The sequence below is a fragment of the Rheinheimera lutimaris genome, assembly GCF_013283795.1.
Taxonomy (GTDB): Bacteria; Pseudomonadota; Gammaproteobacteria; order Enterobacterales; family Alteromonadaceae; genus Alishewanella; species Alishewanella lutimaris.
This window is the reverse complement of record NZ_JABSOD010000005.1, coordinates 89,326-110,568: the sequence shown is the minus strand read 5'-3', so window position 1 is coordinate 110,568 and position 21,243 is coordinate 89,326. Positions and strand designations below refer to the sequence as shown.

General features: G+C 46.2%; 22 protein-coding genes. 21 read left to right on the top strand and 1 reads right to left on the bottom strand.

Going from position 1 to position 21,243, the window contains the following annotated elements; all coding sequences use genetic code 11:
• Positions 1–37: 37 nt before the first annotated feature.
• From HRH59_RS06545 to HRH59_RS06445, 21 genes are all read left to right on the top strand, one after another.
• Complete coding sequence (locus HRH59_RS06545; RefSeq protein WP_173500469.1) at positions 38–961, top strand: hypothetical protein; 924 nt, start codon at positions 38–40, stop codon at positions 959–961.
• Complete coding sequence (locus HRH59_RS06540; RefSeq protein WP_173500468.1) at positions 951–1,676, top strand: glycosyltransferase family 2 protein; 726 nt, start codon at positions 951–953, stop codon at positions 1,674–1,676. The genes HRH59_RS06545 and HRH59_RS06540 overlap by 11 nt, the downstream gene beginning before the upstream one ends.
• Positions 1,676–2,488 carry a hypothetical protein gene (locus tag HRH59_RS06535; RefSeq protein WP_173500467.1) on the top strand — a complete coding sequence of 271 codons (813 nt, stop codon included), beginning with the start codon at positions 1,676–1,678 and terminating at the stop codon, positions 2,486–2,488. The genes HRH59_RS06540 and HRH59_RS06535 overlap by 1 nt, the downstream gene beginning before the upstream one ends.
• Positions 2,489–2,498: 10 nt before the next feature.
• A complete protein-coding gene (locus tag HRH59_RS06530) occupies positions 2,499–3,902 on the top strand; it encodes a mannose-1-phosphate guanylyltransferase/mannose-6-phosphate isomerase (RefSeq protein ID WP_173500466.1) in 1,404 nt (467 codons plus the stop codon).
• 2 nt (positions 3,903–3,904) lie between these two features.
• Positions 3,905–5,320 (top strand): phosphomannomutase, encoded by a 1,416-nt coding sequence (locus HRH59_RS06525; protein WP_173500465.1) that lies wholly within the window; start codon positions 3,905–3,907, stop codon positions 5,318–5,320.
• A gap of 1 nt (position 5,321) precedes the next feature.
• Complete coding sequence (locus HRH59_RS06520) at positions 5,322–6,092, top strand: glycosyltransferase family 2 protein (protein WP_173500464.1); 771 nt, start codon at positions 5,322–5,324, stop codon at positions 6,090–6,092.
• Positions 6,085–7,020, top strand: a complete 936-nt coding sequence (locus HRH59_RS06515) for a UDP-glucose 4-epimerase family protein (protein ID WP_331460155.1) — start codon at positions 6,085–6,087, stop codon at positions 7,018–7,020. The genes HRH59_RS06520 and HRH59_RS06515 overlap by 8 nt, the downstream gene beginning before the upstream one ends.
• A gap of 212 nt (positions 7,021–7,232) precedes the next feature.
• Positions 7,233–7,637 (top strand): nucleotidyltransferase substrate binding protein, encoded by a 405-nt coding sequence (locus tag HRH59_RS06510; RefSeq protein ID WP_173500463.1) that lies wholly within the window; start codon positions 7,233–7,235, stop codon positions 7,635–7,637.
• A complete protein-coding gene (locus tag HRH59_RS06505; RefSeq protein ID WP_173500462.1) occupies positions 7,634–7,942 on the top strand; it encodes a nucleotidyltransferase domain-containing protein in 309 nt (102 codons plus the stop codon). The genes HRH59_RS06510 and HRH59_RS06505 overlap by 4 nt, the downstream gene beginning before the upstream one ends.
• 97 nt (positions 7,943–8,039) lie before the next feature.
• Positions 8,040–8,342 carry a nucleotidyltransferase domain-containing protein gene (locus HRH59_RS06500; protein WP_173500461.1) on the top strand — a complete coding sequence of 101 codons (303 nt, stop codon included), beginning with the start codon at positions 8,040–8,042 and terminating at the stop codon, positions 8,340–8,342.
• A complete protein-coding gene (locus HRH59_RS06495) occupies positions 8,339–8,803 on the top strand; it encodes a hypothetical protein (protein ID WP_173500460.1) in 465 nt (154 codons plus the stop codon). Before HRH59_RS06500 ends, HRH59_RS06495 begins: the two co-directional genes overlap by 4 nt.
• 159 nt (positions 8,804–8,962) lie before the next feature.
• On the top strand, positions 8,963–9,520 hold the full coding sequence (locus tag HRH59_RS06490) for a sugar transferase (RefSeq protein ID WP_173500459.1): 558 nt from the start codon (positions 8,963–8,965) through the stop codon (positions 9,518–9,520).
• 137 nt (positions 9,521–9,657) lie between these two features.
• Positions 9,658–9,999 (top strand): four helix bundle protein, encoded by a 342-nt coding sequence (locus HRH59_RS06485; protein WP_173500458.1) that lies wholly within the window; start codon positions 9,658–9,660, stop codon positions 9,997–9,999.
• Positions 10,000–10,151: 152 nt separating this feature from the next.
• Positions 10,152–11,591 (top strand): MBL fold metallo-hydrolase, encoded by a 1,440-nt coding sequence (locus tag HRH59_RS06480; protein WP_173500457.1) that lies wholly within the window; start codon positions 10,152–10,154, stop codon positions 11,589–11,591.
• 102 nt (positions 11,592–11,693) lie between these two features.
• Positions 11,694–12,866, top strand: coding sequence for a nucleotide sugar dehydrogenase (locus tag HRH59_RS06475; protein WP_173500456.1), 1,173 nt, complete (start codon positions 11,694–11,696; stop codon positions 12,864–12,866).
• Between the two features lie 189 nt (positions 12,867–13,055).
• Positions 13,056–13,952, top strand: coding sequence for a UTP--glucose-1-phosphate uridylyltransferase GalU (gene galU, locus HRH59_RS06470; protein ID WP_173500455.1), 897 nt, complete (start codon positions 13,056–13,058; stop codon positions 13,950–13,952).
• Between the two features lie 155 nt (positions 13,953–14,107).
• Entirely contained in the window at positions 14,108–15,997 is a 1,890-nt protein-coding gene (locus tag HRH59_RS06465; RefSeq protein WP_231702417.1) for a polysaccharide biosynthesis protein, read from the top strand.
• Between the two features lie 156 nt (positions 15,998–16,153).
• Positions 16,154–16,474 (top strand): hypothetical protein, encoded by a 321-nt coding sequence (locus HRH59_RS06460; RefSeq protein WP_173500453.1) that lies wholly within the window; start codon positions 16,154–16,156, stop codon positions 16,472–16,474.
• A gap of 91 nt (positions 16,475–16,565) precedes the next feature.
• The gene (locus tag HRH59_RS06455) at positions 16,566–17,267 is read left to right on the top strand and encodes a YjbF family lipoprotein (protein ID WP_173500452.1); all 702 of its coding nucleotides are present in this window, start codon (positions 16,566–16,568) and stop codon (positions 17,265–17,267) included.
• Positions 17,260–18,000: a capsule biosynthesis GfcC family protein gene (locus tag HRH59_RS06450; RefSeq protein WP_173500451.1), complete on the top strand. Its 741-nt coding sequence runs from the start codon at positions 17,260–17,262 to the stop codon at positions 17,998–18,000. Before HRH59_RS06455 ends, HRH59_RS06450 begins: the two co-directional genes overlap by 8 nt.
• Positions 17,997–20,114 (top strand): YjbH domain-containing protein, encoded by a 2,118-nt coding sequence (locus tag HRH59_RS06445; RefSeq protein WP_173500450.1) that lies wholly within the window; start codon positions 17,997–17,999, stop codon positions 20,112–20,114. Before HRH59_RS06450 ends, HRH59_RS06445 begins: the two co-directional genes overlap by 4 nt.
• 111 nt (positions 20,115–20,225) lie before the next feature.
• Here the strand turns inward: HRH59_RS06445 and HRH59_RS06440 are convergent, their stop codons facing one another.
• Positions 20,226–21,242, bottom strand: a complete 1,017-nt coding sequence (locus HRH59_RS06440) for an MJ1255/VC2487 family glycosyltransferase (protein ID WP_173500449.1) — start codon at positions 21,240–21,242, stop codon at positions 20,226–20,228.
• Position 21,243: the final 1 nt, after the last annotated feature.

Here is a 21,243-nt window from a genome sequence, read left to right as displayed (position 1 = left end):
TAGCGTTGATTTCCTAGAACAAGGTTACGTTAGCCTTATGACATCGATGACTGGTTACATGATTAGGGTCGCATGTTATCTTTTGGTTGGTCATTATATAGCAAGATATATAGTGGTAAACGATTGGCAAAAGCTTTCAAAATTTCTTTTTTATGCAGTGGTTTTTCAATTGCTGATTGCTTTCATTATGCTTTTATCGCCTGATTTCAAACGTTTCTTCTCTGTTAATGTTGCAGGTTTTTCTGGCTCATCTAAGTTTTTAAGTGAAGACTTTTTTGGTATTAGGAATTTTGGTTGGTCTCTAGAACTTTTCTATACAGGTCCAGTAGCAATTGTCATGATAGCAACATTGCTAAGCTATGGGCGTAAAAGATTAAATTGGTTTCTATATTATTTTGGGGCGATACTTGTTGCTATTATTAATGCACGAATTGCTATCGTTTCCCTGCCTTTCTTGTTTTATATTCGCTACGGTATGTTTAAATCGATGGTTTTCGGTTTGTTTTTTCTTTTTTTGTTGGTGCTGCTGATTTTTAGTTTAGATATAAGCTTGTTAGATAATTTTAAAGCTGAATTTCAAGGCGGAAGATCGAGGACACTTGATATTCTTTTAGACTCTCATGTTCAAATGCACTTAAGGTCTATTGAAAACTTCACTGGACTTGGGCTTATGGTTTATTCAAATTCAGAGGCACCTTTTCACTCAGATATTGGTTGGATCATAGCGCTTCATTATGGCGGTTGGATATTTTTATGCATGATGATAGCATTTTTCTATCTATTGTCAGTTAGAGCATTCCGAGGGAAAGGTGCAATTTTAATGGCATTTTTAATGTTGATAATGCTTGGTGTCAAAGGACCAGTATTTGCGGGAAATGGGGTTATTGCTCTTTTTGCTATTTTCGCATCTATGGGTGGTTACGATAGACGAGTTTTTTTCAGGAAAAAAGATGAAAATTAGCATAATTACAGCTACTTATAACTCTGCTGCTTGTCTTCCAAATTTGATTAGTTCTTTGAAAGCGCAGACTCACAAAGACTTCGATTGGGTAGTTGTTGATGGTGGATCTACCGACGGAACTAGAGATTTGTTAGAAGAATCTAAGGTGGGTTTAAATGTCAAATTCATTTCTGAACCCGACTTTGGTATATACGATGCTCTTAATAAAGGTATCAAACTTTTATCGTCAGATTATTACTTGGTAGTAGGTTCTGATGATGTTCTCAGTCCAAATTGTATTGAGCAGTATTCAAAAGCGATTAAAGAGCATAAAGAAGTAGATTTTGTAACTGGAAACGTAAAATATGGTAATCGCACATTGACAGTGAAGAGCGCTAGCAGTGCTATTTCAGGCGCTTGGTCATTTGTAACTTGCCATTCTGTTGGCCTGGTTGTTCGTCGTTCTCTTCATGAACAGTTTGGTTACTACTCTCGTTACTTCCCAATAGCAGCTGACCAGCTTTTTATCAAAAAAGCCGTCCTTGGAGGGGCTAAAGTAAAAACGCTAAACTTTATAGCCGGTGAATTTGGACAGGATGGCTTGAGTTCGTCAAACGTTTTAGGCCATATTACAGAGACGTTTAGAGTCCAATATGAAACAGAGCGATTTAAAACGCTACAAATCATGCTCTTTGTTATGAGGCTGGTCAAAAATAAGCTGTTGGGGCGTCTTTAATGGTTTTAGTTGGTGTGCCGGTTTTATATGGCGAGCTAGAGAATTACAAAGAAACTCTGTTGCAGTCTATTTCAAACTTTATTGATGTGTTTTCAGAGCAGGTAAGGTTTTTAATCGTAGTTCAGTCGAAGAGCAATATATCTTTACCCAACTGGTTGTCGCATCATCGTTATGTGGTAGTAAGAGTAGTTGATTGGTTATCAGTTTCACGGGCGCGGAATTTATGTCTTGAATTTGCTCAGGTTAAAAGCTTCGAAAAGATCATATTTCATGATGCCTCTCTTATTTATCCACGTGCGGTTTGCGAGTTTTTTCATAGTAATTACAGTGAAGCTTTAGTTAAAGCCTGTGCTGATTTTGGAGACGAAACGTCTCACGGCGAGCATCCCATAAGTAGGGTTAGGAAAATTGGTAAGATTGCCGACTATTATGTCTGGCTTTACATGTTTTCTGTTAAGTCTATATCTCATAAGTTTGACGAGAGTTTTGGACCTGGTGAATTCACAACTTATAAGTCAGGAGAGGACTTTCTTTTTATGGCTGCTTTTTTTAAAGCGTTCGAAAAAAGGCCAGTGCTGGAAATAACATTTCCAAAAATTTGGCATCCAGCTAGACCCAAAGATCTTTCTAAGCACCTTTATTACGCTTTAGGTCAGGGTAAACTGTTTCAGGTTTTGCTTAAAAAATATTTTGAAGTGAAGTATTTTTTTTGGTTTTTGTTATTTATCGGTAATGCGATTTTCCGTGTAGTATTTTTTAAGCCTAATTCTTTCAAAATTCTTAAACAAAGACTAAAAGGCTTTTTTAGTTAAAGGAAGTAATATGATCCTCCCCGTTATTATGGCCGGTGGTACCGGCAGCCGTTTGTGGCCTTTATCACGTGATTTGATGCCTAAACAGTTTTTAAAACTGAACGGCGCAGACACTATGCTGCAAGCCACGGTAAAACGGTTAAAAAATCTTGATGCTTTACCACCTTTGGTGATTTGCAATGAAGAACACCGCTTTATTGCGGCTGAGCAGCTGCGGCAAATTAACCAGCTGGACCACAATATTATTTTAGAACCTGTTGGCCGCAATACTGCACCGGCAATTGCGCTGGCAGCGCTTGCTGCAGCTAAAAAAAGTCAGGATCCGCTATTGCTTGTATTAGCCGCCGACCATGTCATTGCTGATACGCCCGCATTTGAGCAGGCTGTAGCGCAGGCGCAGCAATTAGCTAAAAACGATAAACTGGTAACCTTCGGTATAGTGCCTACGCATGCTGAGACCGGCTATGGCTATATTTGCCGCGGTGAGGCCACAGCCAACGCTTTTGCTGTTAAGCGTTTTGTGGAAAAGCCCGATGCTGCGACCGCAGAGCAATATATTGCCGGTGGCGACTACTATTGGAACAGCGGTATGTTTATGTTTAAAGCCAGCCGTTATCTGGCAGAGCTTAAACAGCACCGGCCGGATATTTATGAGGCTTGTGAGCAAGCTATGGCTGAAGTTGACCCGGATCTGGATTTTATTCGCGTGAACAAAGAAGCCTTTGTCGCTTGCCCTGATGACTCAGTAGACTATGCCGTAATGGAGAAAACAGCTGCTGCGGTTGTGGTGCCACTTGACGCAGGTTGGAGTGATGTAGGCAGTTGGTCATCTCTTTGGGATATCAGCAGTAAAGATACCGATGGCAATGTGTGTAATGGCGATGTACTTAATGTAGGTAGCAAAAACAACTATGTGTTTGCTGAAACAGGGTTAGTTGCTACCGTTGGCTTGCAAGATGTCGTTGTTGTGCAAACGAAAGATGCTGTGCTGGTGGCTGCAAAAGATAAGGTGCAGGATATTAAAAAAGTGGTTCAGCAGCTTAAAGCATCCGGCCGCAGCGAACATAGAATTCACCGTGAAGTTTATCGCCCCTGGGGTAAGTACGATTCTATTGATAATGGCGAACGTTATCAGGTAAAACGCATAACGGTTAAGCCCGGTGAGAAGTTGTCTATTCAAATGCATCATCATCGCGCCGAGCATTGGATAGTGGTATCGGGCACTGCAAATGTCACTGTAGATGGTAAAGATACGTTGTTAAGTGAAAATCAATCTGTATATATCCCGCTCGGGGCAATACATGCATTGGAAAACCCCGGTAAAATCCCGCTGGAACTGATTGAGGTGCAATCCGGCTCCTATCTGGGAGAAGATGACATAGTTCGGTTTTCAGACCGTTATGGCAGGGCCTGAATATGACCGCCTCGGTTAGCCGGATTATAGCGAAAAGTAATATAGCGTTTGGTACCAGTGGCGCCAGAGGGTTGGTTGTTGATTTTACTGATCAGCATTGTGCTGCGTTTGCTCAAGCCTTTATTGAGGTTATGCGCAACACTTTTAGCTTCAACAGTATTGCGATTGGTATAGACAACCGGCCCAGCAGTGTAGCCATGGCCGCCGCTTGTGCCGGTATGGCGCAAGCGTTAGGATTGCAGGTAAGTTATTATGGTGTGTTACCTACACCAGCGCTGGCTTATAAAGCAATGCAGGATAAGGTGCCGGCAATTATGGTTACCGGTAGCCATATTCCGTTTGACAGAAACGGTCTTAAGTTTTACCGGCCTGATGGCGAGATTAGTAAAGCAGATGAACAGGCAATCCAGGTTGTAGAGTCTGTTTTAGTGCCTTTCTTGCCGGTTATGTCCATTGTAGATAAAGCAGGTGTAGAAGCATATATTCAACGTTATTTGGCCGTATTTGCCAAAGATTGCTTAGCAGGAAAACATATTGGTATTTACGAGCATTCCAGCGCTGGCCGCGATATCTATCAGCCGATATTCGAAGCACTGGGGGCTAAGGTAACGCCTCTGGAACGAACCGACACCTTTGTACCTATTGATACCGAGGCTGTTACCCGTGAGGATCAGGTAAAAGGTATCAACTGGTCAAATCAATATGGTTTTGACGCTATTTTCTCTACTGACGGTGACGGCGATCGCCCTCTTATAGCAGATGAAAACGGCCAATGGTTACGCGGTGATATAGTAGGCCTTCTTTGCGCCAAGGCTCTGGGTATTCAGAGTCTTGCTGTGCCTGTTAGTTGTAATACAGCCATAGAGCAAGCCGGAGTGTTTTCCAAGGTAGTGCGCACTAAAATTGGTTCGCCCTACGTTATTGCCGCCTTTGAACACTTATCGGGCTCTGTTGCTGGTTTTGAGGCCAATGGCGGGTTTTTACTTGGCTCTGAAGTGATTGTTTCCGGCCAGCGGCTTAAAGCGCTACCAACCCGCGATGCTCTATTACCCGGATTGGCATTACTGGCTTTAGCTGGTGAACAGCCACTATCGCATTTAACTCAAGCGTTACCACAACGTTACACGGCCAGTGATCGCTTACAGCAGGTTCCAACTCAGTGGAGTAAAGACTTTTTGGCCACAGCAGCTTTGGACCCGAAGGAATTAATTGCTCAGTTAGGTCAAAGCGCAAGGGTAGTAAAAAGCGTAGATCAAACGGATGGTTTACGGTTGCAGTTTGCAGATGGCGATATTGTGCATTTGCGGCCTTCAGGGAATGCACCTGAACTGCGTTGTTATACCGAATCTGTAGATCAGGTCGATGCCAGCAATCTGGTACAAGTGATTCTTAACGCAGTGAAAGGATTACTGAAGTAAGATGAAAATTTCAATTATTACAGTGTGTTTTAACAGTGCTGCGACTATTCGCGATACCATCGAGTCGGTTTTGGCGCAGGATTATGCTGATATTGAATACATTATTGTCGACGGCGCGTCACGTGATAATACACTGGACATTGTAAATGAGTATCACGGTCGCATAGCTAAAGTGGTGAGCGAGCCGGATAAAGGGATTTATGATGCCATGAATAAAGGTATTCAGTTGGCAACCGGCGATGTGGTAGGTATTTTAAACTCAGATGATTTCTTCACGTCCAGCCAGAGTGTTAGCAAGTTAGCTGCTGGTTTTGTCAACGATGTAGACGCAGTATACGCAGATTTGATTTATGTAAAACAACACGACAAAGCCAAATTTTCCCGTTTGTATAGTTCTGCAGGTTTTGCACGCTGGAAAATCCGTTTTGGTTTTATGATCCCGCACCCTACGTTCTATGTAAGAAAAGCATTGTTTGAAAGGTTAGGCTACTACAAGCTGGATTATCGAGTCGCCGCTGATTTTGAGCTAATGGCGCGTTTTTTTAAAGCCAATATCAAAACCCGCCGTGTTGATACTGTTGTGGTATCGATGCGCGAAGGAGGAATAAGCTCTGCCGGAATAAAGTGGCGTATTCATCAGAACATGGAGATATCACGGGCGTGCAACGAAAATGGCATTTTCACTGTGCTTCCATTGTTGGTTATAAAATTACCGTTTAAATTATTGAGCTTTTTCAAAAAGCCAGGTTTATCGGAGCACGGACGTGACTAATATTTTGCTGACAGGTGTGTCCGGTTTTGTTGGTCGCGCAGTGTTGGATGCGCTTATACAAACTGACGTCACTATAACGGCGCCTGTGCGTAAAGCGCTCTCTGATAGCACTTTGCCGAGACTACAACAGACAGAGGTTGCTGACCTGTCAGATATTGACGCAAGTCTGTTTCATTTATATCAGCCTGATATTGTGATCCATATTGCTGCTAAAGCTCATGTTGTCGATGCATCTTTAACTGAATTCAGAGAGCTAAATACGAAGGCTTCGCTAAATATAGCAAGGGCGGCGGCTGATGCGGGAGTACGGCGTTTTATCTTTTTAAGCTCTATTGGCGTAAATGGTATCAACAGTACTGAGCCTTTTAAGGTAACTGACACGCCAGTGCCGGTAGAAGATTATGCGCTATCGAAGCTTGAAGCTGAAATTGGCCTCAGGCAAATTGCGGCTGATACCGGTATGGAAGTAGTCATAATAAGGCCGCCGCTGGTTTATGGCGCCAATGCACCGGGTAACTTTGGTAAGCTTGCTAAACTTGCACAGAAAAACCTGCCGCTACCGTTAGGCGCTATCCATAATAAGCGCAGCCTGGTGGCACTGGATAACCTGGTCGATTTAATTGTTACCTGTATTGATCACCCCAAAGCCGCAAACCAAACCTTTTTGGTTAGCGACGACGAGGATGTATCTACCGCTGAATTACTGCAAATGATGACTCGCGCCGTCGGTAAAAAGCCAAGGTTGCTTCCGGTGCCGGTAAGTTGGCTTAAACTGGCCGGTAAGCTGACCGGCAAATCTGCGGTAATTGACCGGTTGTGTGGAAATTTACAGGTAGATATCAGTCATACAAAACAAACGCTGGGTTGGACGCCGCCGATAACGGTGGAAGAGGGGATTGCTCGCTGCTTTAACAGCGGTGACAAGTGACTCGCCGCAGAATGCGGCTGGTGACTAGTTGCTTTTAGCAACGGTGACCGGTTTTCAAAGGTGGAGAGTGGTTAGGACGAGTGCTAAGTGTTGAGTTGTTAGTGGTTAGTGCTGAGGGTTGAGTTTTCAGTGGTTAGTGTTGAGTGCTTAATGTTGTGCCATCAGGATATTTAAGGTTCGTTTGTTCGTTTTAACATTCCGGGGAGCATATTATGGGTGAAGAAGTTCGTTGGCATCAGCGGTTTCAAAACTATCAGAAAGCCCTTGGGCAGCTGGTTTCTGCATTATCACAGCACGATGAACGCGCTGAAGCGCTGATAAAAGAAGGTATTTTACAACGTTTTGAGTTTACTCATGAACTGGCTTGGAAAGTACTGAAAGATTATCTTGAGTATGAGGGGCACCAGGGCATTACCGGTTCCCGCTCTGCCAGTCGTTTAGCCTTTTCGCTTGGATTGGTTAGTGATGGACAGGTTTGGATGGACATGATTGAGAGTAGAAATCGTACAGTGCATACCTATGATGAACGTGTTTTAGAACAGGAGTTTGCCAAAGTACAGCAAGCTTATGCTCCGGCGTTATCTGAGCTGGCTATTCGTATGCAGCCATTACTATGAGCCACGGGCTGCCGGAGTTAACTGTAGCTAAGCTGCTAGGTGTTTTTGCCCGTCACCCGGAAATTGAGCAGGTGATACTGTATGGCTCCAGAGCTAAGGGAAACTACCGGCCTGGTTCAGATATTGATCTGACGTTGCTAGGGCTATCCTGCGACGAAAATACTTTGCGTCTTGTTATGCGTGAGTTGGATGAGTTGAATACGCCGTATTTGATGGATGTTTCTGTGTATCATCAGCTGCTATCAGAAGATCTGAAAAGACATATAGCGGATTTTGGTAAGGTGTTTTATCAGCGCGCATTGTAGTGCTGAGTGTTTAGTGTTTAGTTGTGAATGGTTAGGGCTGTGGCTAAAAGCTTGTTAGCTGGTTAAACTTGGTGCGGTGGGCTAAGGAGGTTAAGTTATGCGTCTGACTGATCAGCAACAAGAAATTATTAAGCAAGTGCTGTTAAAACACTTTGGTAAAGGTTCCGAGCTGCGGCTTTTCGGTTCCAGAGCTGACGACAACGCCCGTGGTGGGGATATTGATCTTTACATTGAGCCTGAGTTACGTGCCGCTGACGATATTGTTGAGGCCAGACTTAATGCTTTGGTTGAATTGCATATGGCACTTGGTGAGCAGAAAATTGATCTGGTGATAAATCGTAAGGCTGGCACCGTTTTACCAATCTATAAAATTGCCAAAGAGACTGGTATTCGTTTATGAATAAGGCGGTATTTAAGGGCATAGTTGATATCTGCCTGACACATGCAGAGCGTTTGCGCTGGTCTATGCAGCATTTGGCTGACAAAAAGCCATTTACTGCGGCGCGTTTGTCGAAGCTTACGGATATTGAACTTGCGGTGTTTGACCAGTTTATTGTCAGGTTTTCTAAATTGCAGGATGCTATGGGCGCAAAGCTACTGCCTGCAATAATAGAGTTAACGCATGAAGAAGGTGAACTTAATACCTTTATTGATAAATTGAACCGGCTTGAAAAGATTGGTGCGCTGGACTCTGTTGAGCAGTGGCTGAAGCTGCGTGAAATGCGTAACCAATTTGCCCATGATTACCCTGATGATCCTGAAATTCAGTCAGCATTACTTAATAAAGCTTTTGATATGGCTGACCAGTTATTGCAGAGTCTGGAGCATGTAATTCGCTTTGCTGCTAAGTACAGTAGTTAGTGTTGAGTTGTGAGTGTTTAGTGTAGGGGCGCGCATTTGCGCCCGGTAACAAGCTCGCTATGTGAGCGGTCACCAAGCCCTTTAGGCCGGTCACTGCTGCGAAGCAGCTCGTCACCTGCGGCTATGCCGCATCGTCACTATTTTTTATTTTGAGGTTCTATGCTGATTCGTTTGTTGGATATTATTTTTGCTTTTTGTGGCTTGGTGTTTGGTTTTCCGGTGCTGGTTATCTTAACTATTGTTGGTTTGTTTGATACCGGCTCGCCGATATTTCGCCAGCAGCGGGTAGGGCGGCATAAAAAGCCGTTTACGTTGGTAAAATTTCGCACTATGAAACCGGATACGGCTCATGTTGCCAGCCATTTGGCCAGCAGCAGTGCGATAACGCCTTTTGGTGGCTTTTTGCGTAAGAGCAAGCTGGATGAACTGCCGCAGTTGTGGAATGTATTAAAAGGCGAAATGAGCCTGGTAGGCCCGCGGCCTTGCCTGTTTAACCAGCAAGAATTAATTAACGAGCGCGAACAGCGCGGTGTATTAAATGCCCGGCCCGGTATTACCGGCCTGGCACAGGTAAATGACATTGATATGTCGACCCCGCAGCTGCTGGCCGAGACCGACGCAAAAATGCTGGCACAGCTTACGGTAGCAAACTACTTTAAGTATATTTTTATGACAGTGGCCGGTAAGGGCTCAGGTGACAGAGTTAAAAAGCAGTGACTAGTTCGCTATGCGAACGGTGACTAGCTGACTACGTCAGCGGTAACTAGTCGGCTTAGCCGACGGTCACTAGCTCGCTATGCGAGCGGTCACTGCTGCGCAAGCAGCTCGTCACCGTTTTTAAAAAGGATTTATACATGCACTATGATTTAAGAGTGTGGCAATTGGCCATGGATTTGGTGGTTCAGGTTTATGCGGTTACTAAGCAGTTTCCTGATAGCGAAAAGTATGGTCTGGGCTCGCAAATGCAGCGTGCAGCGGTGTCTGTACCCAGCAACATAGCTGAAGGAGCTGGTCGTGAAAGTAATGCTGACTTTTTGCGTTTCTTAACAATTTCACGCGGTTCTTTAAGTGAGTTGGAAACCCAGCTGTTGATCGCGCAGCGCTTAAATTATGTGGCTGATGTGAGTGAGCAGCTAAATAAAACTAAAGAAGTCTTCATGCTGTTGAAGGGATTAGTTCGAAAACTGAAAGCGTGACTAGCGTGCTTTGCAGGCAGTGACAGGTAACGAGTTCGCGGTGCGAACAGCAACAAGCCAGCTATGCTGGCGGTCACTTGTCACTTGTCACTGTTGCCTCTGGCAACTCGTCACTAGCGACAAAGTCGCGAGTCACTAAATAAGGACACCGGATGTCGACTTTATACCCCACCCCTCAATTTATCCACCATGGCGCTGTAGATGGTGTTACCGGTTCTTGCCATGAGTATCGTTTAGCCGATGACTACGGCGTACTTATTGATTGCGGCTTGTTTCAGGGCGCTGAGGTATCAAACTCAGGTTCTGCTGTGGCGCCGCAAATTAACTTTGCTATTGAGCATATTAAAGCGCTGATTGTTACTCATGTGCATATTGACCATGTAGGGCGCATACCGTATTTGCTGGCTGCCGGCTTTACCGGGCCGATATTTTGTACTGCGGCATCGGCGACGTTATTACCGCTGGTGCTGGAGGATGCGTTAAAGGTAGGTGTTACCCGTGATGAGGCATTAATTAATGCCTTTTTAGCCAGGGTGCGCCGCCAGTTGGTGGCTTGTGATTTTAAACAATGGCAGCCATTGCCGGTATTTAGCGGCACGGCTTCAAACCGGGCCAATGCCGGGCCAGAGCTACGGTTTCAGAGTGCCGGGCATATTTTGGGTTCGGCCTATGTAGAGCTGCGGCATAAAACGCCGGCCGGCAGTTGGTTTAAAACGGTGTTTTCCGGCGATTTGGGCGCCCCCTATGCACCCTTGCTGCCCGCGCCCAAGCCACCTTATGCGGCAGATGTGGTAGTAATAGAAAGCACCTATGGTGATCGCGAACACGATAACCGCCGTGCCCGGATAAAACGCTTAGAACAGGTGCTGCTGCACGCTCTGCAAGACAACGGTACTGTGTTGTTTCCGGCTTTTAGTATTGGCCGCACTCAAGAGCTGTTGTATGAGCTGGAGGCAATTATTCACCGCTTGCGCGGGCAAAAAATTCACCGGCAGTTACGCTGGGATGAGTTGCAGATTATTGTCGACTCGCCATTGGCGGCAAAATTTACCCGTGCTTACGATGAGCTGAAACAGTGTTGGGACAGTGAAGCCAAACAGCGTTTAAAGCAAGGCCGCCATCCACTGAGTTTTGCCCAGCTGCATACCGTAGACAGCCACACTCAACATTTGGATTTGGTGCAATTTTTGGCGCGCAGCAAACAGCCGGCTATTGTGATTGCTGCCAGCGGTATGTGTGAGGGCGGCCGGGTCGTAAATTATTTAAAAGCCTTATTGCCGGATGCTGCGCATCAGGTGGTGTTTGTCGGTTATCAGGCGCGCGGTACTTTGGGTGCTGCAATACAACGTTTTGGCCCGCAGGGCGGCTATGTCGATATAGACGGTGAGCGCATTAGTATTGGCGCTGAAATTATTACGTTAAGTGGCTATTCAGCCCATGCTGATAAAACCGGTTTAGTAAGTTTTATCAGCCGGATGCGGCGAAAACCGCTGCAGGTACGCATAGTGCACGGTGATAAAGGCGCCAAAACAGCGTTACAACGGGCTTTTTCCGAGTTGGGGATCAGTGCTATTATTGCCAGCCAGGATTGAGTGTTTAGTGTTTAGTGGTGAGTGTTTAACTAACAATTTACACCTCACCTCTTAACACTCACAACTTATATTGCACAACTTAAAACTCAAAAAAGGGATGTTATGTCTGGTTTAAAAATTGCTATTGCCGGTACCGGTTATGTCGGGCTGTCCAATGCCATGTTACTTGCGCAACACAATGAAGTGGTCGCGCTGGATATCGTGCCGGAAAAAGTAGCACTGCTGAATGCGAAAAAATCGCCGATTGAAGACAAAGAAATTTCGGATTTTCTGGCTAATAAAGCGCTGAATTTTACCGCTACGCTGGATAAGCAGGCATTCAGCAATGCTGACTTTGTTATTATTGCCACACCCACCGATTACGATCCGCAAACAAATTACTTTAATACCAATAGTGTTGAAGCGGTGATCCGTGATGTGCTTGCTATTAACCCTAAGGCGGTAATGGTCATTAAATCTACTGTGCCGGTCGGTTTTACGGTTGCTGCGCGGCAGAAATTTGGTACTGATAATCTGATATTCTCGCCGGAGTTTTTGCGTGAAGGCCGCGCCTTGTACGATAATCTGTACCCGTCAAGAATTATTGTCGGCGAACAAAGTGAGCGGGCACAGCGTTTTGCTGCCTTATTGCAAAAGGGCGCCATTAAGCAAGACATAGCGGTATTGTTTACCGACAGCACTGAAGCCGAAGCCATTAAGCTGTTTTCTAATACTTACCTGGCAATGCGGGTAGCGTATTTTAACGAACTGGACAGCTACGCTGAAAGCCATGGCTTAAATGCAAGGCAAATTATTGAAGGTGTAGGCCTGGATCCGCGCATTGGCAGCCATTATAACAACCCCAGCTTTGGTTACGGTGGTTACTGTTTGCCCAAAGATACCAAGCAGTTGCTGGCCAACTATCAGAATGTACCAAACAACATAATGCAAGCGATAGTGGATGCAAACCGCACCCGCAAAGACTTTGTGGCGGAGTCTATATTGTCCCGTAACCCTCATGTGGTCGGGGTTTTTCGTTTGGTAATGAAATCCGGCTCAGATAATTTTCGTGCTTCGGCCATCCAGGGTATTATGAAACGCATTAAGGCCAAAGGTGTTGAAGTGGTGGTGTATGAGCCGGAACTACAACAGGATGAGTTTTTCCGCTCGCGGGTGATTAAAGATTTAGCTGAATTTAAACGCATATCTGATGTAATAGTAGCAAACCGCCGCAGTGACGCTTTAGCCGATGTAGAAGCAAAAGTGTACACCCGTGATTTATTTGGTAGCGATTAAGGTAACGGCAGTGACGAGTTCGCGTTGCGAACAGTAACGAGCTTGCTTTGCAAGCAGTAACAAGCCAGCTATGCTGGCGGTCGCTTGTCACTGTTGTCGTTGGCAACTCGTCACTAGCGACGAAGTCGCGAGTCACCGGCAGCGCAGCTGCGTGTCACTCGTCATTGCTTTTGAAAAATTGGAGTTTAAATGAAAGTACTAAAAGCGGTTATCCCGGTTGCCGGGCTTGGTACCCGTATGCTACCGGCTACTAAGGCGATACCGAAAGAAATGCTGCCGGTAGTGGATAAACCGCTTATTCAGTATGTGGTTAACGAGTGTATAGCCGCCGGTATTAAGCAAATTGTGCTGGTAACCCATTCGTCGAAAAACTCGATTGAAAACCATTTTGATAAAAGCTTTGAGCTGGAGTCGATGCTGGAAAAGCGGGTTAAGCGCCAACTGCTGGATGAAGTACAGGCAATATGCCCCAAAGACGTGACTATTATGCATGTGCGCCAGGGCGAAGCTAAAGGCCTGGGCCATGCGGTACTTTGTGCCTTGCCTTTGGTAGGGGAGGCGCCGTTTGCTGTGGTACTGCCGGATGTGTTGGTAGACAGTTACGACAGTGATTTACGCCGCGAAAACCTGGCAAAAATGGTGCAACTGTTTGAACAAAGCGGTACCAGCCAGGTAATGGTAGAGCCGGTGCCGCATAATCTGGTGAGTAACTACGGTATTGCCGATGTTGCCGGCCATCAAGTGTCTGCCGATATGTCGGTAAAAATGGCTGCTATTATAGAAAAACCGGCTTTGGATGAGGCGCCGTCAGATTTAGCCGTGGTAGGCCGTTATGTGTTCAGCCGTAATATCTGGCAGTGCTTAAAGCGCACACCTGTTGGTGCCGGCGATGAGATACAGCTAACCGATGCTATAGCTATGTTAATGCAACAAGAGGCGGTTAATGCCTACCATATTGCCGGCCGCAGCCATGATTGCGGTAATAAATTGGGCTATATGCAGGCTTTTGTAGAGCATGGCTTGCGTGATAAACATTTGGGGCCGCAATTTAACGCCTGGCTTAAACAGTTGCTGGTGAAGCAGTAGCCTTGCATGCTTTATATTAATAAATGCTATACTTTTTAAATTTTAAATATCAGCACTGTGTTTATTAGAAAACAGGTGTTATGAGGTATTAGATGCTGGCTTGGTTATTGGGCTTACCGCGTTCCGTAAAACGACTTGTATCTGTATGTGCAGATATGTTTTTCTTAATTATGTCGTTGTTTGCCGCTTATTTTCTCACGCAATACAACGTGCATTCCAATGTGCCGCAAATAGCGCTGGCATTTTCTATCACCTTGCCGGTTACCTTATTTATTTTTACCAAGCTGGGCTTGTACCGTGCCGTTATCCGCTATATCGGCCAGCATGCTTTGGGGGCGGTGTTGGCAGGTATTGTAAGTAGTGCCTTTGTGTTGGCGCTGCTGTTTGGCGTGTTTAATGTGCATGACAAAGGCAATTTAATTTTTGTGTACGCTATTTTGGCGTTAATCAGCTCGGGCGGTGTACGCTTACTGGCACGGATGTTTTTAGTGCAGCGCAATAACGGCCATAAAGAACGGGTGTTAATATACGGTGCCGGCTCTTCCGGCCGCCAACTGGCGCATGCGCTGATGAACGGCGAGCAATATCACCCGGTGATTTTTGTTGATGACGATACCACCTTGCAGCGTTCGACCATTTTGGGTATCCCGGTGGGGGCGCCGGCGCAGATTACTGCCTTGTTAAAAAACTATAATATCAGCCGTATTTTACTGGCGTTGCCTTCGGCCAGCCGTGCCAGACGGCGTGAAGTATTGGATGCCCTGGAAGAGCTGCCTATTCCTGTGCAGTCTATTCCCGGTATGAGCGACCTGGTAGACGGCTCGATGCGGATTGATGAGCTGCAGGATGTAAAAATTGAAGACTTGCTGGGGCGTGATCCGGTAGCGCCCAAAGTAAAACTGATGCAGGCCAATATTCAGCATAAGGTAGTGATGGTTACCGGTGCCGGTGGTTCTATCGGCTCAGAATTATGCCGGCAAATTATTAATTATGAACCTGCGGTACTGGTGTTGTTTGAACTGTCTGAATTTGGTTTGTACAACATAGAACAAGAGTTAGCCAATACCATTAGCCAGCGTGAGCTCGGCATTAAATTGATTCCGGTAATGGGCACGGTGCAGCGTAAAAACCGGCTGGAAACGGTGATGCAGGCCTTTAAAGTGCAAACGGTTTACCATGCCGCCGCTTATAAACATGTACCGTTGGTGGAATACAATGTGGTAGAGGGCGTGCGCAATAATGTGTTCGGCACCTGGTACGCGGCCGAGGCAGCCATTAATACCGGAGTTGAAACCTTTGTATTAATTTCGACCGATAAAGCGGTGCGGCCAACCAATGTAATGGGCGCGTCAAAGCGTTTGGCTGAGTTAGTGCTGCAAGCATTGGCGCAAAAACAAAATAGCACACGGTTTTGTATGGTGCGCTTTGGTAATGTATTGGGCTCCAGTGGCTCTGTGGTACCGTTGTTTCGGGAGCAAATTCGCCGCGGCGGCCCGATAACCGTAACCCACAAAGATATTATCCGTTATTTTATGACTATACCGGAAGCCGCGCAGTTAGTGATTCAGGCCGGGGCTATGGGCCAGGGCGGTGATGTATTTGTGCTGGATATGGGCGAGCCGGTTAAAATTGCTGATTTGGCCAAACGCATGATCCACCTGATGGGGCTTGAAGTTAAAGACGATATACACCCTAACGGCGATATAGAAGTGCATTATTCCGGCCTAAGGCCTGGCGAGAAACTGTATGAAGAATTATTGATAGGCGAGAATGTTCGTGAAACAGCACACCCGCGTATTATGGCTGCCGATGAAATATGCTTAAGCTGGGATAAAATGCAGGCATTATTGCAGCAGTTAGATGTTTACTGCGAAAATTTTGCTGTAGAGCAAATTATTGAGTTATTCCGCCAATCGCCTACCGGCTTTAATTACAGCTGCGCGAGTAGCGATTTGGTGGTAAAGGCCGGTTGCGACAGTACAGTTGATTCGCCGTTGTTGGTAGTGCATGCTGAACCCGCACCTGTAAAGAAATATATTGCTTAACAAGGACTTACTGTGAGCTATAGCGGTTCCGGCATTTTATTTATTTATTAACTGTAAAAAAGTTATGTTTTTGTCGCTTTTCAGGTTGAGCTAGGCTTTTTTTTAGTTTATGCTGCGTACAAGTCTGAATTCAGGTTTCTTAATGAGGGAAAAAGTATGAAAAAATTAATTATTGCTGCAGCGGTTTTAGCATTTGCAACTGGCGTTAACGCTCAAGATGTTGCCGGCGGCGCAAACGCTAAAGAAGGTACTATCGGCGGTGTTGCTACTACTACTGTAGCTGCCGGTGTTGTTGGTGTTGCAGTTGCTGCAGCTGTTATTTCTAACAACCGTGGTTCTTCAACTTCTAACCCAGCTGCTACCTGTGATACGCCTGCTGAAGATGTAGGTGGTGGCCAATGTGTTCGTGTTATCGTAACCGGCACCGGTACTAACACTTTTACTGCTACTCAAGCGTACGCTCCTTCAGTTAAGTAATTTTCTGGAGTTTGCTTATAAGCCGCCTTAAGGCGGCTTTTTTATTGCTGGGGATAACCAGTTTTCTGGGAGAACCTGTGTGGAAAAATCTATGTTAAAACCCTTTATCTTTGCTATGGCTTGCTTTTTTTTATCTTCCTGTGCCGGTACTTATCATTCCTATATTGACAACATTAAGCTTGCTTTGGCGGATACTCCGGACGTGGAGTTGTCTTTGGACGAAGTGCTGAGCGCTAAATCTGATTTACTTTATGTTACCCATGGTGAGCGCGCCCGGGCGGCGATGGCGCTAATGTTTATTGAAGCCGGCCAGCAAAAATGGGTGTCGGCAGATAATGCGATGTTAGCAATGGAGCAAGGCCGTATCGTACGCACCTTAGGTTTTGGCCGGGATTTACTTTACCTTACAAATACTGCCGCAGACCCAATAGCCCGATATAGTACTATACATGCGCAAAGCAGTTGGCTCAGGCTGGCAGATTGGCAACATGGCGAGTATGGTTACCCGCTTAAATCCCGTTTTGAACTGGTGCCGGGCCAACAACTGGAATTTTTTAACCGCACACTGGCCACTACCCTGGTGATTGAATATGTTACTTACCAGGCAGAGCCGAACTATGTGCGCTTTGACAACGAGTGGAAAAACTATTTTTGGTTTGATGCCGCCAGCGGCGCCTTGCTTAAGAGTGAGCAAACATTAGCACCTTTTCGTGAGCCGGTTAGTATGACTTATATCAGCCGTATTGCCCGCTCTGTCCGTGATAGCGCTTCGCAGGTAAAGACTAATGAATAAACCGGTAATTAAAACCTTGTATTGCAGTGCGGCGCTGTTGTCGTTTGCAGGTATGGCACAGGTTAATGTGCAGATTAACGGTGCAGAGTATAATTTTGCCGGCAACCCGCGTTTAGCTGAGGTTTTGGCGCCGGTGGCGTTGCAGGCTAAGTGGTATTGGCCGGCTGCAACACTGTATAAGTTAAGTAGCAATACAGCACAAATACAGCGTGAACAGCTGCTGCAAACGCTGGTTGATATAAAGACACGCTACTCTGGCAACACTGAACTGCAAACGGTATTGGCATCAATTGAGCGCCAGGTTAAAGCCTGGCGTTTGGCTGAGCGCGTTGCAACGCAGATTGACTATGATTTTGCACGGCTGCGGGAGCAGATGAACCCGCGTTTTGACAATGGTAGTTATTTACTTAAGTTACCGCTAAGGCCACAGGTTGTGCAGGTATTTGGTGCTGTGCAACGAGAAGTAGCGGTTACGCATCAAAGCAGTGCGCCCGTATCACATTATTTACCTGATATTGAGCGCAGCCCGCTGGCCTCTGACGACGAAGTAATATTATTGCAGCCGGATGGCAGTAGGTTGGCAGTAGGTGTCGCGTATTGGAACCAGCAACATATTGAAGCTATGCCAGGCGCACAGCTATATATTCCCTTCAAAACTCAGTTGTTCAGCGCAGATCTGGTGTTACTGAATCAACAATTGGAACAGCTTGCGATGCACAGGATTTTGCCATGAGTGTTAGCCGTACTGTCGTTTTTTCTTATTCTGCTGCATGTTTGGCGTTGTCAGGTGTTAATACCGTTGTAGCTGCGCCTGCAGAGGCTGAGCACAGCTGGCAGCTGCCGGCTTCGGGTGTGTCGCAAATGGCACATGGTGGTGTCGGTTTAATACAAACCCCCACTGCGCGAATGGCGCCGGCCGGTGATTTATCGATTAACTATACCGACAATGAAGAATATCGCTTGTGGTCGGTTAGTATTCAGTTATTTGACTGGATGGAATCTACCGTACGTTATACCGATGTGCGCACACGGCTATACAGCGATGATCCCGGCTTTAGCGGCGATCAGACACTTAAAGATAAAGGTATAGATGTTAAGTTTCGCTTATTGCAAGAAAGTACTTATTTACCGCAGGTGTCGGTTGGTTTCCGGGATTTTGGCGGCACCGGTTTTTTTGAAAGCGAGTTTATTGCCTTAAGTAAACAGTGGGGCAACTTTGATTTTCACCTCGGTATGGGCTGGGGTTATCTGGGCAATGCAGCCAATACCAGTAACCCGTTTTGTGACATTAAAGACAGCTTTTGTAGCCGGCCGGGCGGCTTTGGTGGCCAGGGCGGCAAAATTGATTACGACCAGTTCTTTAAAGGCCCTGCCTCATTATTCGGTGGTGTGGAATACCAAACCCCGTGGCAGCCACTGCGCCTAAAGCTGGAGTACGAAGGTAACGATTACCAAAATGACAGAGCCGGTGATTTGCTGCAAGACAGTGCATGGAATATCGGTGCAGTGTACCGTTGGGGTAACTTTAACTTTGATTTAAATTATCAGCGCGGTAATACCCTGGGTTTTGGCGCGCACTATAAGATGAATTTGCATACTGCCAGCCAAATTAAAGTGCAGCCTGCACCGCGTGTTATTCCGGACGATACGTCAGCTCAACAGTATCAACATGATCGGTTGCGTGAAGCGTTGTATACCGAAGCCGGCTTTGTGTTGCGTGGCAGCCACTCCGGGGAAAATGAATTTATTATTTACGGCTCGCAAGTTGGCTACCGTGATTTGGAAGAAGCGGTAGAGCGTATCGGCCGGGTATTGGCGACAGAGTTGCCTGATACTATTGAGCGTTATCGTATCGTTACCTTTTCCGGCCATTTACCGATGGTTGAAACGGTGGTTGATGCTGGAGATTTTATCAGCGCTGCGCGTTATGACAGTTTAACTACTGATATAACATCTACCTATGTGCGCCACCAACCGGCAGCCACAACCATGATGCATGCTAATATCCCGAATTACCGCGGCTTTTATACCGGCCTGGAAACATTTTGGATCCAAAGTTTTGGTAGCCCGGAAGCGTTTTATATGTATCAGGGCGGCGTATTTGTTTCCGGTGGCTATCAGTTGGCCCGCACTGTAAGTGTAAATGCGACTGCCAAAGTAACTTTATTGGAAAACTTTGATAAGTTTAACTTTAAGGTAGATAACCAAAACACGCCGTTGCCACGGGTGCGCTCTTTTATCCGCGAATATGTAACCGGTCGTACCGTGAGTATGGAGAACTTGTTCGTCAGCTGGCAAGATGAGCTGGTATCTGATTGGTATGCGCAGGCTTATGGCGGTTACCTGGAAACCATGTACGGCGGCGTTGGTGGTGAAGTGCTTTATCGTCCGGTAGACTCTGATTTTGCAGTGGGTGTTGATGTTAATTACGTGCGGCAACGTTCGTTTGAAAATGATGTTGATTTTTTTGATTATAAAACCCTTACAGGGCACCTTAACGTTTACTGGCAGCCGGAGTTTTTGCCTGATACACGCTTAACTTTTAATATCGGCCGTTTCCTTGCTAAAGATAAAGGCGTAAATATAGATTTCGCCAAACGCTTTGACAGCGGCATTATTGTGGGTGCTTATGCTGCTATTACTAATGTATCGGCAGCCGACTACGGTGAAGGCAGTTTTACTAAAGGTTTTTACTTGTCTATTCCGTTTGATATGTTCTCACTGCGTCCGTCAACCGGCCGCGGTACCTTGCCTTGGGTACCAATTGCCCGTGATGGTGGTCAATCGCTGAACCGGCCAATCCGGTTAATTGATTCGACTGAGCAACGTTCGCCGTTTTACGACTAACAGAGATTGCAGTTGATAAAAAGGGTAGCTATTTAGCTGCCCTTTTTTATCAAAGGCCATAATACGGCTGCGGTCGGGGTCTTTGGCTTTATACCGCATGTTGTCAGCGGCTTAAGTCCAGAGCGATTTGCTCAGTGCCGCTATGCTATCCGGGGTGTCTTGCAGCAGCCAGTCACAGATGGCGCTGGCGACATTAGGGTATTGCACGGTATTAAGGTTGGCCGGCGTATTAAGCCAATTGGCAACAATTTTAGTGCTGAGGCTATTGCTTCGGCTGGCCAGCTGCAGTTGCTGTAACGCCAGGGCGTTAGATTCCTGCTCCATTTGGCCGTGCAGCGGTTTTACCATGATCTGCTTTTGCAGTTGCAAGGCTTCGCTGATTAGCTCGAAGCCGGCGTTACTCAGTACATGGCTGCAACTGGCTAAATCGGCTTTAAACGCCTGCAGCGCCGGCGGATGAGTATGGATATGCCCCAGTTTGGCTTTGCTTAATCCCGGGCCATACAGATAAAAACGGTATTGGCTAAGCGGTGTCAGCATGGCAATAACCTGTTGCTGATCTTCAAAGGGTAAATACACCAGCACTTTATTGGCTTCAACAGCTGCATTGTGCTCAGCTTCGTCGATAATAGGCGGCAGAATGGGCTGGTTAAAATGGTGCCAGTGCAGGCCGAGCTGATATTGTGCCGGGGCAAAATGCTTAAACACCAGTTTGCTCATCAGATTGGCGTGCTCCATCGGGATGTCATGCAAAAAGGCGTACTGATGGCCAATGGCAAAGCTGGCTTTATTTTGCTGCTTTGCTGCTTGGGCGGTTACTGGTTCAAAGTCGGTGAGTACCAGGTCGTAGCTGCTTAAATCCAGCGCTTTGATATCCTGTTGCAGGGTGCGGATTTGCGCCTGCCAAAAGCTTTGCCAGTAGTTAACCTTGCCGTTTTGCGTAACAAAGGTTAGGCCACGTTTTAGCTGATAATTGCCAAACTGCTGCATGTCGAACAGTTGGTCTGCGGGGCGGCCGGAGAACAGGTAGTCTACCTGTACCCCGGCTTTGGTCAGATACTTCCCCATGGCGCGGGCGCGACTGATATGTCCGTTACCGGTAGCTTGCACACCATAGAGAATTTTCATC